Source organism: Promicromonospora sp. MS192 (genome assembly GCF_049532985.1).
Classification (GTDB): domain Bacteria; phylum Actinomycetota; class Actinomycetes; order Actinomycetales; family Cellulomonadaceae; genus Promicromonospora.
In genome coordinates, this window is sequence record NZ_CP186693.1 from 3,655,064 (window position 1) to 3,668,554 (window position 13,491).

Genomic DNA, 13,491 nt, shown 5'->3' on the forward strand with positions numbered 1-13,491 from the left:
TCCGTGTCGTCTGCGTCGGCCTCGTCCTGCCAGCCTCACCCCGGGCGCGGTCACCCGCATCAGCACGGGATCCGGCACGGATCTCGGCACAGGATCCGGCACGGACGTGGCGGGAAGCGGTTCGAGATGCGAGTGGTTCCGGGGCGCTCGACGGTGGTGGAACCGGAAGAAGCCCGGTGACGACCCTTCGGTGGAGGTCACCTGTGCGAGTTCTCGGAGTGAACGCTCTCTTCCACGACCCCTCGGCGGCGCTCGTGGTGGACGGTCAGATCCTCGCGGCGGCCGAGGAGGAACGCTTCACCCGGCGCAAGCACGGCAAGCGCCCGGTCCCGTTCGCGGCCTGGGAGCTGCCGGAGCAGGCCGCGCGGTGGTGCCTGGAGGTGGGCGGGCTGGAGCCCGGCGACCTGGACGCCGTGGCCTACTCGTTCGACCCGGCGCTGGCCAGGCCGTCCGAGGAGATGGGCCTGCCCGACCCGTGGGACTGGCTGCGGCTGCGGTACGCCGAGCGGGCGCCGTGGTTCCTCGCGACGGCGCTGCCCGGGCTGAGCCCGGACGCCGTGCGGTTCGTGCCGCACGAGGTGGCGCACGCCGCGTCGGCGGCGCTGGCCTCGCCCTTCGAGGCGTGCAGCGTGATGTCGCTCGACGGTCGCGGCGAACGGTCGTCGTTCCTGGCGGGGCGGTACGCGGACGGCAAGCTGGAGACGCTGGCGAGCCAGGACCTGCCCCACTCCCTCGGCCTCGTGTACGAGTCGCTGACCGAGCACCTCGGGTTCCTGCGGTCGAGCGACGAGTACAAGGTGATGGCGTTCGCGTCCTACGGCCGGCCGCGGTTCCTCCCGGAGCTGCGGGAGCTGTTGCGCACCACGCCGGACGGCGGCTTCGAGGCCGAGGCGCCCGACTGGTCGCGATGGGCGGAGCCGGCGGTGCCGGGGACTGCCGACGAACCGGGTGCCGGCGGACCCGCGCGCGACCGGGCCGACCTCGCGGCGTCGGTCCAGGCGCGCCTGGAGGAGCTGCTCGTCGAGCTGGCCACGGCACTGCACGCGCGGACGGGTGACGCCGCGCTGACGCTCGCAGGCGGCACCGCGCTGAACTGCGTGGCCAACTCGCGGCTGTGGCGCGAGACGCCGTTCGAGCACGTGTGGGTGCAGCCCGCCGCCGGTGACGCGGGCACCGCCCTGGGCGCCGCCCTGCAGCTCACGGCGGAGGCGGGCGTGGTGCCCCGGCCCATGACGTCGGCCGCGCTGGGGCGGTCCTGGTCGGACGACGAGCTGGCCCGGGCGCTGCGCACGGCGCGGGTGCCGTTCACCACGCCGCCCGACCTGCCCGGGCAGGTGGCGGCCGCGCTGGCCGACGACGCCATGGTGGCCTGGTTCGACGGCCGCTCGGAGTTCGGGCCGCGAGCGCTGGGCCAGCGGTCGCTGCTGGCGCACCCGGGTCACCGGGCCAACACGGAGCGGCTCAACGAGGTCAAGGGCCGCGAGCAGTTCCGCCCGGTGGCACCGATGGTGCTGCTGGAGGACGCCCCCGAGATCTTCTCGGGCGGCCCGGTCCCGAGCCCGTACATGCTGTTCGTGCACGAGGTCGCCCCCGGGTGGCGCGACCGGATCCCGGCGGCCGTCCACGTGGACGGCACGGCCCGCGTCCAGACCGTCGACGACTCGCAGCCGCGGCTGCAGGCGACCCTCCGCGCGTTCCGCGACCGCACGGGCCTGCCGGTCGTGGTCAACACGAGCCTCAACACCGCGGGCCGGCCCATGGTCGACAGCCCGCGCGACGTGCTGGAGCTGTTCGGCTCCACGCCGGTGGACGTGCTGGTGCTGGGGCCGCACCTGGTCCGGCGCGCCGACGCCTTCGCCCCCGCCGGAGGTGCGCGATGAGGCCGTCGTACTCGGTCGTGGTCCCGACCGTGGGCCGTCCGCAGCTCGGTGCCCTGCTCTCCTCCGTCCGCGCCACGGCCGCGGTGGGCCCGGCCCCGCTGGAGGTGCTGGTGGTCGACGACCGCCCGTTCCCGGCCCACGGGACCAACCCGCCGCTCGACCTCGGCCCCGACCCGGTGCCCGGCGTGCGCGTGCTGCGCAGCGGCGGGCGCGGCCCGGCGGCCGCCCGCAACGTCGGCTGGCGCACCGCGCGCACGGAGTGGGTCGCCTTCCTGGACGACGACGTCGTGGTGCCCCCGCTCTGGGCCGACGCGCTGGCGCAGGACCTGGCGGCCGCCGACCCGGACGTCGCCGGCGTGCAGGGACGCATCCACGTACCCCTGCCGGGCCACCAGCCTCCGACCGACCTGGAGCGCAACACCGCCGGCCTGGAGCGGGCACGCTGGGCCACGGCCGACATGGCCTTCCGCCGGGCCGCCCTGCAGGAGGTGCACGGGTTCGACGAACGCTTCCGGCGCGCCTACCGCGAGGACGCCGACCTGGCCCTGCGCCTGCGGACCGCGGGCTGGCGGCTCGCGCGGGGCGTGCGGTCCGTCGACCACCCGGTGCGGCCCGCCGGGCACCTCGCGAGCGTGCGCGCCCAGGCGGGCAACGCCGACGACGCCCTGCTGCGGGCCCTGTACGGCCGCTCCTGGCGCGCCCGGACCGAGGCGGGTCCGGGCCGTCTGCCCTGGCACGCCGCCACGGTCACCGCCGGCCTGACGGCGCTCGGTGCCGGCGTGACCGCGGCCGCGCTCGGCGGACGGGACCCGCAGACGACCCGCGCCGTCGCCGTCCTCGCGGGTGCCGTCTGGGCGGGGCTGACCGCGAAGTTCTCCGCCGAGCGGATCGCGCCGGGACCCCGGCGCGGCGACGAGGGGCACGGCGCCGAGCTGGCCCGGATGCTCGTGACGAGCGCGCTGATCCCGTTCGCCGCCGTCGCGCACCGGGTGCGCGGGGCGTGGCGGTGGCGGCAGGGCCTGGGGCGCTCCGTCCCGGCCTGGCCGCTGCCGGTCCGGGCCGTGCTGTTCGACCGGGACGGCACCCTGGTCCGTGACGTGCCCTACAACCCGGACCCGGACGCCGTCGAGCCGCTGCCCGGTGCGCGGCGTGTGCTGGACGAGCTCCGGGGCGACGGCGTGTTCGTCGGCGTGGTGTCCAACCAGTCCGGCATCGGCCGCGGCCTGGTGACCACCGCGCAGGTGGACGCCGTGGACCGGCGGGTGCGCCGGCTGCTGGGCCGGTTCGACACCTGGCAGCGCTGCCCGCACACCCCCGAGGAGGGGTGCACGTGCCGCAAGCCGGAGCCCGGCCTGGTGCTCCGGGCGGCCGCCGACCTGGGCGTGCTGCCGGCGGAGTGCGTGGTGGTGGGCGACATCGGCAGCGACGTGGGCGCGGCGGTCGCCGCCGGCGCACGTGGCGTCCTGGTGCCCACCGAGGTGACCCGCGGCGAGGAGCTGACCCGCGCGCCGGCGGTGGCCGCCACGCTCGACGAGGTGGTGACGCTGCTGTGACGACCACCGTGCACACGCCCCCGGACCGCGTGCTGGCCGTGCGGCTCGACAGCGACGGCGACGTGCTCCTGACCGGCCCCGCCGTCCGCGCGCTGGCCGCGACCCACGAGCAGGTGGACCTGCTGGTCTCCGGCGCGGGCGCCCAGGCCGCCGCCCTGCTGCCCGGCGTCACCGAGACGCTCCGCTTCGAGGCGCCGTGGTCGGGCACCGCGCCCCCGCCCGTGTCCGCCGAGGCGGTGCTCGACCTGGTGGCCCGGCTCGTGGCGCGCCGCTACCGGCTCGCGGTGATCTTCACGTCCTTCCACCAGTCACCGCTGCCGATGGCGCTGCTGGCCCGGCTCGCGGGTGTCCGCCGGGTCGTGGCCACCAGCGAGGACTACCCCGGATCGCTGCTGGACGTACGGCACCGGCGCGGCCCGGGGCTGCACGAGGTCGAGGCGGCGCTGGACCTCGCCGCCCGCGCGGGGGCCGCGCTGCCCGCGGACGACGACGGGCTCCTCGCCGTGCGCCGCCCGCTGCCGCCGGTCCCCGCGGCCGCACGACCGCCGGGCCAGGACGGCACGCCGGCGCGGAACGCCGTCGTGCTGCACCCGGGCGCGTCCGTGCCGGCACGGGCCCCGCTGCCGGAGCAGGCCCGGGCCATCGCGCGGCAGCTCAGCGACGACGGCTGGGACGTGCTCGTCACCGGGTCCCCGGCCGAGCGGGGGCTCACCGCGTACGTCGCGGACGGCCACGCCACCGACCTGGGCGGGCGCACCAGCCTCGCCGAGCTCGCCGCCGTCCTGGACACGGCCGTGTGCGCCGTGGTGGGCAACACCGGGCCCGCGCACCTGGCGGCGGCCGTCGGCACCCCCGTGGCCAGCCTGTTCGCCCCGGTGGTCCCGGTCGAGCGGTGGCTGCCCTACGGGGTGCCCCGGCTCGTGCTCGGCGACCAGGGCGCGGACTGCCGCGCCACCCGGGCCCGGACGTGCCCGGTCCCGGGCCACCCCTGCCTCTCCTCGGTCACGCCGGGGCAGGTGTCCCAGGCCGTGGCCCGGCTGGCCCGGCGGCCCGCCCCGGCCACGGCCGGCGCAGGGCGGTGGCGCTCATGAGGATCCTGCTCTGGCACGTGCACGGGTCGTGGACCACCGCCTTCGTCCAGGGCGGGCACGAGTACCTGGTGCCCGTGCTGCCCGGACGTCCCGCCGACGGCCGCGGCCGGGCCCGCACCTGGGACTGGCCGCCCGCGGTCCGCGAGGTGGGCCCCGAGGAGCTGCGCCGCTCCTTCGACGCCGGCGGCGTCGACGTGGTGCTGCTCCAGCGGCCCCACGAGGCCCGGCTCCTGCGGGAGTGGACCGGCCGCCGCGCCGGGTACGACGTGCCCGCCGTGTACCTGGAGCACGACGCCCCCGGCGGCCCCGCCGCGGCCACCCGGCATCCCCTGGCCGACGTCGACGTCGTGGCCCGCGGCCGTCTCCCCCTGGTGCACGTGACCGGGTTCAACGCCCTGATGTGGGACACCGGGCAGGCCCGGACCACGGTGATCGACCACGGCGTACCCGACCCCGGGCCCCGGTACACCGGCGAGCGGGAGCACGTGGCCGCCGTCGTGAACGAGCCCGTGCGCCGGTGGCGGGCCGCCGGCACCGACGTGCTGCTGCACGTCGCGAGCCAGGTCCCGGCCGAGGTGTACGGCATGGGCACACCGCTCCTCGCGGAGCACCTGACCGCCCGGGGCCCGACGGCGGCCGCGGCGGCCGGGCGGCTGGCGGACCTGCCGCAGGCGGAGCTGCACGACCGGCTCGCCGGCGCCCGCCTCTACCTGCACCCCTACCGGTGGACCAGCCTCGGCCTCGCGCTGCTGGAGGCCATGGCCCTGGGCCTGCCCGTCCTGGCCCTGCCCGTCACCGCGGCCTACGCCGCGGTACCGCCGCAGGCCGGCGTGCTCAGCGCCGACCCGGACGAGCTCGTCGCGGTGGCCCGCCGGTGGCTGGCCGACCCCGCGGAGGCGGCCACGTACGGCAAGGCGGCCCGCGAGCACGTCCTGACCCACTACTCCCTCGACGTCTTCCTCGACCGGTGGACCACGCTGCTGAACCAGGAGGTGTCCGCATGAAGATCGCCATGATCTCCGAGCACGCCAGCCCCCTCGCCACGCTGGGCGAGGCCGACGCGGGCGGGCAGAACGTCCACGTCGCCGCCCTGGCCGCACGGCTCGCGGCGGACGGCCACCACGTCGACGTCTACACGCGCCGCGACGACCCGGCCCTGCCCGGGCGCGTGCCGTTCGCGGACGGCGTGGACGTGGTGCACGTCGACGCCGGGCCGGCCGAGCCGTTGCCGAAGGACGAGCTGCTGCCCTGGATGGACCCCTTCGGGGACGACCTCGCGGCTCGCTTCACCGACCCGGAGAGCCGGCCCGACGTGCTGCACGCCCACTTCTGGATGTCGGGGCTCGCCGCGCTGCGCGCCACCCGCTGGTCCGCCCACCCCGGAGTGCCGGAGATCCCCGTGGTCCAGACGTTCCACGCCCTCGGCACCGTCAAGCGGCGCTACCAGGGCGCGGCCGACACCAGTCCCGCCGCCCGCATCGGCCTGGAGGCGGCCCTGTGCCGGGACGTGGACCTGGTGGTCGCGACCTGCCGGGACGAGGTGCGGGAGCTGCACGAGATGGGCGGCACGGACGACCGCGTCCGCGTGGTCCCCTGCGGCGTCGACCTCGGGGTGTTCACGCCGGGACCGAACGGTCCCCGGCGGCCCGGCGAGGGTTCGCCCCTGCGGGTGCTCTCCGTCGGCCGGCTCGTGGAGCGCAAGGGCGTCGCGACCCTCGTCGAGGCGCTCGCCGTGCTCGCCGGACGAGGGCCCGCCCCGGTCGAGCTGCTCGTCGCGGGCGGCCCGCCGGCCGACGAGATCGACCGTGACCCCGAGGTGCGCCGCCTGCGCGACCTCGCCGCGCGGGCCGGGGTGGGCGACCGGGTGCGGTTCCTCGGTGCCGTGGCGCACGAGGAGGTGCCCGGCCTCCTGCGCGACGTCGACGTCGTGGCCTGCACGCCCTGGTACGAGCCGTTCGGGATCGTGCCGCTGGAGGCGGCGGCGTGCGGGCGTCCGGTCGTCGCCTCCGCGGTGGGCGGCATGCTCGACACCGTGGTGCACGAGCGCACCGGGCTCCTGGTGCCGCCGCGCGACCCCGAGGCGGTGGCCGACGCGCTGGCCCGCCTCACCGACCACCGGTTCCGGCATCGCCTCGGCGCGGCCGCGCGCGTGCGCGCCGAACGCCGGTACGGCTGGGTCTCCGTGGCCCGGCAGACGGCCGAGGCCTACGCCGAGGTCGCCGAGTTCCCGCCCGTCCGCGCCCGGGACGGCGCGCGACGGGCCGCGGCCCGCACGTCCCTGACCCCCACGGGAGGCATCCGATGAGCGAACGACCCGGCAACCCGGCAGGCTGGTCCCCCGACGACCACAGCGGGCAGGGCTGGCTGCGGCAGCACCGCGCCGACCTGCTGGCCGGCCTCGACCACCTGACCGCGGTGCACCACCAGATCGAGCGGTGGGGGGTGGACCTCGCCGGACGGCTCCTGTCCGGCCACCGTCTCCTCGTGGCGGGCAACGGCGGCAGCGCCGCCGAGGCCCAGCACCTGACCGCGGAGCTCGTGGGGCGGTTCGAGGGCGAGCGCGTGCCGCTCGCCGCCATCGCGCTGCACGCGGAGACCTCCAGCCTCAGCGCGATCGTCAACGACTACGGCCAGGACGAGATGTTCGCCCGCCAGGTCGCCGCGCACGGCCGCCCCGGCGACGTGCTGCTGTGCCTGTCCACGTCGGGCGCGAGCGCCAACGTGCTGGTCGCCGCACGCCGGGCCCGCGAGCTCGGGCTCAGTACCTGGGCCCTGACGGGACAGGCGCCCAACCCGCTCGCCGCGCTGTGCGACGACGTGCTCGCCGTCCCGTCCGTCTCCGGTGCGGCCGTCCAGGAGGCCCACCTGGTCGTGGTGCACGCCGTCTGCGCGGCGCTCGACGCCGAGGTGGCCCGGCGTGAGCAGGCGGCCCGCAGGCGCCCGGCCAGGGCAGCGGAGGTGCGCGCATGAGCCGCCCGGTCCCCGCCGCAGGTGCCGTCCCGCCCGCACGGCCCACGCCCGTGCCGCATACCGGGCCGCATACCGGGCCGCGTGCTGTGCCGCACGTCGCGACGGCCCGGCCCCTCGTCGTCGTGGTCGGTGACGTGCTGCTCGACCGGGACGTGGACGGCACCGTCACGCGGCTCGCGCCCGACGCCCCGGTACCCGTCGTGGACGTGGCGCAGGTGCGGCAGAGCCCCGGCGGTGCGGGCCTCGCGGCGCTGCTGTGCGCCCCGCGCGCCGACGTGGTGCTGGTCGCCCCGCTGGCCGACGACGCGGACGGCGAGGAGCTGCGCCGCCAGCTCGCGGACGTCACGCTCGTCCCCCTGGGCCACGAGGGCCCGACGCGCCGCAAGACGCGGGTACGCAGCTCCGGGCAGAGCCTGGTCCGCGTGGACGAGGGCGGGCCCGGCACGCCGGCGGGGGTCACGCCCGAGACGGCGGAACCGGTGCGGGAGGCCCTCGCCCGCTGTGACGCCGTGCTCGTGGCGGACTACGGCGGCGGCGTCACGCGCGACCCGCTCCTGCGGGAGCTGCTCGCCGAGACGGCCGGCCGGGTCCCGCTCGTCTGGGACCCGCACCCCCGGGGCGGGCCGCCCGTGCCCGCGGCGGCGCTGATCACCCCCAACGCGGCCGAGGCCGAGCGCGCCGCCGGCAACCTCCCGGACCCCCCGGCGGGCCAGGACGGGCACGTGCCCGCCGTGGCCGACGTGCTGCGGCGGGCCTGGGCCGCGCGGTCCGTCGGCGTCACCGCCGGCGAACGGGGCGCCTTCGTCGTCACCCGGCCGGACGGCGACGACGACGGGGCACCCGCCGTGGTCCGGCACCTGCCCGCCCGGCCCGTGCGCGGCGCGGACCCCTGCGGCGCCGGCGACCGCTTCGCCGCCACGGCCGTGGACCGGCTCGCCCGCGGCGACACCCCGGCGGACGCCGTCCGCGAGGCCGTCGCCGCGGCGAGCGCCTGGGTCGCCTCCGGGGGCGCGGACGGTTTCCGCCGGGCGCGCGACGCCGGCCCCCGCGCCGTCGTCGCCGAACCGGACCACCCGGTGCCACCTGCGGAGCTGGGGGCGCGGCTGCGCGCGACGGGCGGCGTGCTCGTCGCGACCAGCGGCTGCTTCGACCTGCTCCACGCGGGCCACGTCAGCATGCTGACGGCCGCCCGGCGGCTGGGCGACCACCTCGTCGTGCTGCTCAACTCCGACCGCTCCGTGCGCCGCCTCAAGGGCCCCGAGCGGCCGGTCGTACCCCTGGCCGACCGCAGGCGCGTCCTGGAGGGCCTGGAGTGCGTCGACCACGTCGTCGTGCTGGACGACGACGAGCCCTCGGCCGCGGTGGCCGACCTGCGGCCCGACATCTGGGCCAAGGGCGGCGACTACACCCGGTCGAGCCTGCCCGAGGCGACCGTCGTGCACGCCTACGGCGGGCAGGTCGTGACCCTGCCCCAGCTCGACGGCCGCTCGACCACGGGGCTCGTCAGCCACGTCCGGGCGAGCGACCCCGCGAACGCCACCATCCCACCGACCATGAGGAGGTCATCATGACCGTGCCCACCACCACCAGCACCAGCACCAGCCCTGCCACCCGCCCCACCACCGGGTCCGCGCCTGCCCCTGCCACGGCCCCGCTCGCGCCCCGGTCCGTCGGCACCGTGCTCGTCACGGGCGGCTCGTCCGGTCTCGGCGCGGCCCTGGTCGACGCGGTGGCCGCCGCGGGCGGCACGCCCGCCGTCCTCGACGTGGCCGAACCCCGGGCCGACGTACCGTTCGCCGCGGCCGACCTCGCCGACCCGGGGGCCGCGCAGCGCGCCGTCGACGCTCTGGTCGACGAGGTCGGCCCGCCCGACGCCGTGGTGACCGCCGCCGGGATCGACGCGTGCGGACCCCTGCTGGAGATCGATCCCGGGGACTGGGAGCGCGTGATCCGCGTCAACCTCCTGGGCACCGTGGCGGTGGTCCGGGCCACCCTGCCGTACCTGGAGGAACGGCACGGCACGGTCGTCACCGTGGCCTCCACCCTCGCGCTGCGGGGTGCCGGCGACGCGACGGCCTACTGCGCGTCGAAGTGGGGCATCCGCGGGTTCAGCCAGGCGCTGGCGGCCGAGTACGCGGGCCGGGTCGGGGTGACCTGCCTGATCCCGGGCGGCATGCGCACACCGTTCTTCGACGGCCGGACCGAGCAGTACAAGCCCGGTCCGGACGCCGACCTGAACGACCCCGCGGCCACGGCCGGAGCCGCCCTCACCGCCCTCACCCAGCCGCCCGGGAGCGAGATCCGGGAGATGCTCGTCATGGCGTCGGGCGAGGCGTCCTGGCCGTGAGCGGACCGGTCACCGGGAGCACGGCATGACCGTCCTGGTGCTGCGCGCGCTCGGGCTGGGCGACGCCCTGACCGGCGTGGCCGCGCTCCGCGGGGTACGGCGGGCCTGGCCGGGACACCGGGTGGTGCTCGCGACCGGTCAGGGCATCGGCGACTGGCTGAGCGGCCTCGGCGTGATCGACGCGGTGCTGCCGACCCACGGCCTGGCGCGGCTGCCCTGGCCGTGGGCCGGGCCGGGCGGTGCCCAGGACGCCCCCGGCTGCCTCGCCGTCGACCTGCACGGCCGCGGGCCGGAGAGCCACCGCGTCCTGCAGGCGACGCGGCCGGACGCGCTCATCGCGTTCGACAACGCCGAGGCCGGGCACATCGGCCCCGACTGGGACGACGACGAGCACGAGGTGCTGCGCTGGTGCCGGCTGGTCCGGAGCGTCGGCGGGTCCTGCGGTCCGGACGACCTGCGCCTGCGCCGGCCCCACCCGCAGCCTCACCTGCCGGGCGGGCGCGGCGCCCCCGTGGTGGTGCACCCGGGCGCGGCCGCCGGGGCCCGGCGCTGGCCGGCGGCGCGCTGGGCCGAGGTCGTCGCCGCGCTCGCCGCACGCGGGCACGACGTCGTGCTGACCGGCTCGCCGCAGGAGCGGCTGCTCTGCCGGCGCGTGGCGGCCGCGGCGGACGCACCGGTCCGCGACCTCTCCGGGGGTCTCGCGCTGCCCGCCCTGGCGGACCTGGTCGCCACGGCGCGCCTGCTGGTCAGCACCGACACCGGTGTCGCTCACCTGGCCACGGCGTACGGCACGCCGTCCGTGACGCTGTTCGGCCCCACGCCGCCGGCCCTCTGGGGGCCGCTGATCGACCGGGACAGGCACGTCGTCCTCTGGCTCGACGACCCCGGCACCGCGCCGCGCGACGCGAACGCCGACCGCCTCGACCCGGCGCTCGCCCGCGTGACGGCCGCCGACGTCGTCGCCGGGTGCGAGGCGGCGCTCAGGCCGCGTCGCGCGAACGGGAGCGGAACCACTCCACCGTCCGTGCCAGCCCGTCCTGCCAGCTGACCTGCGGCTCCCAGCCCAGCTCCGCCCGCGCCAGGCCGATGTCGGGGCAGCGCATGCCCGGGTCGTCCGTCGGCCGCTCGACGTGCTCGATGCGCGACGCCGACCCGGTGGCGGCGAGCACGTCGTCGGCGATCCGGCGGACCGACAGCTCGTGCGGGTTGCCGAGGTTCATCGGGCCCGGGTGGCCGCTGCGCGCGAACGCCAGCAGTGCGGCCACGAGGTCGTCGACGTAGCACAGCGACCTGGTCTGGCTGCCGTCCCCGGCGACCGTCAGCGGTTCGCCGGCCAGCGCCTGCCGGATGAACGTGGGCACCACCCGGCCGTCGCGCTCGCGCATGCGGGGCCCGTAGGTGTTGAAGATCCGCACGATGCCGGTGTCGGTGCCGAGGGCACGCCGGTAACCCGCCGTGAGCGCCTCGCCGAACCGCTTGGACTCGTCGTACACGCTGCGCGGCCCCACGCTGCTCACGTTGCCCCAGTACCCCTCGTCCTGCGGATGGACCTGCGGGTCGCCGTACACCTCGGACGTCGAGGCGAGCACGAAGCGCGCGCCCTGGTCCTGCGCCAGGTCGAGGGCGGCACGCGTGCCCCGGGACCCGGCGTCCAGCGTCTCGAGCGGGTGCTCGAGGTAGTCGACGGGCGAGGCGGGGGACGCCAGGTGCAGCACCAGGTCCACCCCGGGCCGCACCGCGGCCCGGACGCCGCGGGAGGAGAGGCCCTCGGCGATGTCGCACTGCTCGAACCGGAACCGCTCGTGCGTCCGTACGGCCGCGAGGTTCTCGGTCCGTCCCGTCAGCAGGCTGTCCAGGCACACCACCTCCGCGCCGGAGTCCAGCAGCACCTCGCAGAGCCTGCTGCCCACGAACCCGGCACCGCCGGTGACGACGGCTCTCGTCACGTGTTCCCGGGGGTTCTCGCGCACGCCTTGGCTGCCCATCGGTCGTCCTCTCGCCGGACCCGGCAGCCTGGTCTCGACCACACGATCCACCGTGCACCCGAGCCGGTTCACTCGCAGCGGCGGACCCGGGAACGCTTCCTCGCGCCCGCCTCTCGCCTTTCTCCGGTTCTCGGTGCAGAGTGAAGGGGTGACGTCCGGCAACCCCGCCCACCCGGGCACCGGTACGGCACGCCGCCCACCCAGCACGAACGACGGGACGAGACGTGAACGGTTCGCGACCCACGGAGCAGGCCCTCGAGGCGGCGCTCGCACCGGGTCATCACGCCCCGGTCGGCCGGTACCGGCTCGACGTGGCCAGCGGGCGCTGGTCCTGGTCGGACGAGGTCTTCGTGATGCACGGCTTCAGCCCCGGCGAGATCGTGCCGACCACCGAGCTGATCCTCTCCCACAAGCACCCCGACGACCGGGACCGGGTGGACCACGTGCTGCGGGCGGCGGCGGCCACGGGCCGCCCCTTCAGCTCCGTGCACCGCATCGTCGACGCCCACGGCGCCAGCCGCACCCTCGCGGTGACGGGCCAGGCCCGGCGTGACCCGACGTCGGGCGTGGTGACGGAGCTGTACGGCTACTTCATCGACGTCACGGAGGCCAGTCGCGAGGACGCCCAGCGCGAGGCGACCGCCTCGATCCGGGCGGCCGCCGAGCACCGGGCCTCCATCGAGCAGGCCAAGGGCGCCATCATGGTCGCCTTCGGCATCACCGACGACGAGGCGTTCGACCGTCTGCGCACGGCCTCCAACCAGCTCAACGTGCCCGTGCGGGAACTGGCCACGTGGCTGGTCGACTGGCTGTCCGACCCGTCGTGGGCCGAGGCGCCCCGCGCGGAGGACATCACGGACTTCCTCGCCGCACCCGTACCTCCCGGCACGGCCGACGTCGTCGTCCGCCCGGAGCCCACGTCGGACGCCGTGGGCTGAGCCGCCGGGCACCCGGGCCGGCGTCCCGGGTGTGAGCGGGCACACCCCGGGCTACGTTGGCAGAGGTCCAGAAGCGGCCGACGCGACGTCCTGGCGAGGTGCCCCATGAAGGCCCTGTTCCTGAGCTGCACCCTGAAGTCCTCCCCCGCACCGTCGAACACAGAGGCGCTGGCCGCCGTCGTGGCGTCGGCCCTGCAGGAGCACGGCGTGGCCGTGGACCAGCTCCGGCTGGCCGACCTGAACGTCCCGCCCGGGGTGGTGACCGACCTCGGGGACGGCGACGACTGGCCGTCCGTCCACGACCGTCTGCTCGACGCGCAGATCCTCGTCGTCGTGACGCCCACCTGGCTCGGCCGGCCGTCGTCCGTGGCCCAGCGCATGCTGGAACGCATGGACGCGATGCTCTCCGAGACCTCCCCGGCGGGCACCCCCGTGGCGTACAACCGGGTCGCGGGCGTGGTGGTGACCGGCAACGAGGACGGCGCGCACCACGTGATCTCCGAGATCAGCGGGGCGCTGGGCGACATCGGGTACACCGTTCCCGGCCAGTCCTGGACCTACTGGAACCAGGGCCCCGGGCCCGGTCCCGACTATCCCGACACCGAGCACGGCCACGAGTGGTCCCACAGCACGGGGCGGCTCATGGCGCACAACCTCCACGCGGTCGCGTCGGCCCTGGCCGCGCACCCGGTGCCCCCGCAGCAGGACTGAGCCACGGTACGCGCGG

General features: G+C 77.0%; 12 protein-coding genes. 11 read left to right on the forward strand and 1 reads right to left on the reverse strand.

Annotated elements, in window-relative coordinates; all coding sequences use genetic code 11:
- The first annotated feature begins 218 nt into the window (after positions 1-218).
- From ACO229_RS16430 to ACO229_RS16470, 9 genes are read left to right on the forward strand one after another with little or no spacing between them, the layout of a single operon-like run.
- Complete coding sequence (locus ACO229_RS16430) at positions 219-1,880, forward strand: carbamoyltransferase (RefSeq protein WP_423462151.1); 1,662 nt, start codon at positions 219-221, stop codon at positions 1,878-1,880.
- On the forward strand, positions 1,877-3,433 hold the full coding sequence (locus tag ACO229_RS16435; protein ID WP_423462152.1) for an HAD-IIIA family hydrolase: 1,557 nt from the start codon (positions 1,877-1,879) through the stop codon (positions 3,431-3,433). Before ACO229_RS16430 ends, ACO229_RS16435 begins: the two co-directional genes overlap by 4 nt.
- Positions 3,430-4,524, forward strand: a complete 1,095-nt coding sequence (locus ACO229_RS16440; protein WP_423462153.1) for a glycosyltransferase family 9 protein — start codon at positions 3,430-3,432, stop codon at positions 4,522-4,524. The genes ACO229_RS16435 and ACO229_RS16440 overlap by 4 nt, the downstream gene beginning before the upstream one ends.
- Positions 4,521-5,528, forward strand: coding sequence for a glycosyltransferase family 4 protein (locus ACO229_RS16445; RefSeq protein ID WP_423462154.1), 1,008 nt, complete (start codon positions 4,521-4,523; stop codon positions 5,526-5,528). The genes ACO229_RS16440 and ACO229_RS16445 overlap by 4 nt, the downstream gene beginning before the upstream one ends.
- A complete protein-coding gene (locus ACO229_RS16450) occupies positions 5,525-6,829 on the forward strand; it encodes a glycosyltransferase (RefSeq protein ID WP_397429612.1) in 1,305 nt (434 codons plus the stop codon). The genes ACO229_RS16445 and ACO229_RS16450 overlap by 4 nt, the downstream gene beginning before the upstream one ends.
- Positions 6,826-7,494, forward strand: a complete 669-nt coding sequence (locus tag ACO229_RS16455; RefSeq protein ID WP_423462155.1) for a D-sedoheptulose-7-phosphate isomerase — start codon at positions 6,826-6,828, stop codon at positions 7,492-7,494. Before ACO229_RS16450 ends, ACO229_RS16455 begins: the two co-directional genes overlap by 4 nt.
- Positions 7,491-9,065: a PfkB family carbohydrate kinase gene (locus ACO229_RS16460; RefSeq protein WP_423462156.1), complete on the forward strand. Its 1,575-nt coding sequence runs from the start codon at positions 7,491-7,493 to the stop codon at positions 9,063-9,065. The genes ACO229_RS16455 and ACO229_RS16460 overlap by 4 nt, the downstream gene beginning before the upstream one ends.
- The gene (locus ACO229_RS16465) at positions 9,062-9,841 is read left to right on the forward strand and encodes an SDR family oxidoreductase (protein WP_423462157.1); all 780 of its coding nucleotides are present in this window, start codon (positions 9,062-9,064) and stop codon (positions 9,839-9,841) included. The genes ACO229_RS16460 and ACO229_RS16465 overlap by 4 nt, the downstream gene beginning before the upstream one ends.
- Before the next feature lie 25 nt (positions 9,842-9,866).
- A complete protein-coding gene (locus ACO229_RS16470; protein WP_423462158.1) occupies positions 9,867-10,889 on the forward strand; it encodes a glycosyltransferase family 9 protein in 1,023 nt (340 codons plus the stop codon).
- Here ACO229_RS16470 and ACO229_RS16475 read toward each other — a convergent pair.
- Entirely contained in the window at positions 10,822-11,826 is a 1,005-nt protein-coding gene (locus ACO229_RS16475; RefSeq protein ID WP_397429607.1) for an NAD-dependent epimerase/dehydratase family protein, read from the reverse strand. The genes ACO229_RS16470 and ACO229_RS16475 overlap by 68 nt on opposite strands.
- 224 nt (positions 11,827-12,050) lie before the next feature.
- On the opposite strand from ACO229_RS16475, the gene ACO229_RS16480 reads away from it, so the two are divergent.
- Together ACO229_RS16480 and ACO229_RS16485 are read left to right on the forward strand one after the other, a co-directional pair.
- Positions 12,051-12,764: a PAS and ANTAR domain-containing protein gene (locus tag ACO229_RS16480; protein ID WP_423462159.1), complete on the forward strand. Its 714-nt coding sequence runs from the start codon at positions 12,051-12,053 to the stop codon at positions 12,762-12,764.
- Positions 12,765-12,869: 105 nt separating this feature from the next.
- Complete coding sequence (locus ACO229_RS16485) at positions 12,870-13,475, forward strand: flavodoxin family protein (protein ID WP_397429605.1); 606 nt, start codon at positions 12,870-12,872, stop codon at positions 13,473-13,475.
- The last annotated feature ends 16 nt before the right edge of the window (positions 13,476-13,491 follow it).

What these genes read in the sequence shown, in the direction of transcription:
- ACO229_RS16435 (WP_423462152.1), top strand. Translation starts at nt 1,877, where the DNA reads ATGAGGCCGTCGTACTCGGTCGTGGTCCCGACCGTGGGCCGTCCGCAG.
- ACO229_RS16445 (WP_423462154.1), top strand. Translation starts at nt 4,521, where the DNA reads ATGAGGATCCTGCTCTGGCACGTGCACGGGTCGTGGACCACCGCCTTC.
- ACO229_RS16450 (WP_397429612.1), top strand. Translation starts at nt 5,525, where the DNA reads ATGAAGATCGCCATGATCTCCGAGCACGCCAGCCCCCTCGCCACGCTG.
- ACO229_RS16455 (WP_423462155.1), top strand. Translation starts at nt 6,826, where the DNA reads ATGAGCGAACGACCCGGCAACCCGGCAGGCTGGTCCCCCGACGACCAC.
- ACO229_RS16460 (WP_423462156.1), top strand. Translation starts at nt 7,491, where the DNA reads ATGAGCCGCCCGGTCCCCGCCGCAGGTGCCGTCCCGCCCGCACGGCCC.
- ACO229_RS16465 (WP_423462157.1), top strand. Translation starts at nt 9,062, where the DNA reads ATGACCGTGCCCACCACCACCAGCACCAGCACCAGCCCTGCCACCCGC.
- ACO229_RS16470 (WP_423462158.1), top strand. Translation starts at nt 9,867, where the DNA reads ATGACCGTCCTGGTGCTGCGCGCGCTCGGGCTGGGCGACGCCCTGACC.
- ACO229_RS16475 (WP_397429607.1), bottom strand. Translation starts at nt 11,826, where the DNA reads ATGGGCAGCCAAGGCGTGCGCGAGAACCCCCGGGAACACGTGACGAGA.
- ACO229_RS16485 (WP_397429605.1), top strand. Translation starts at nt 12,870, where the DNA reads ATGAAGGCCCTGTTCCTGAGCTGCACCCTGAAGTCCTCCCCCGCACCG.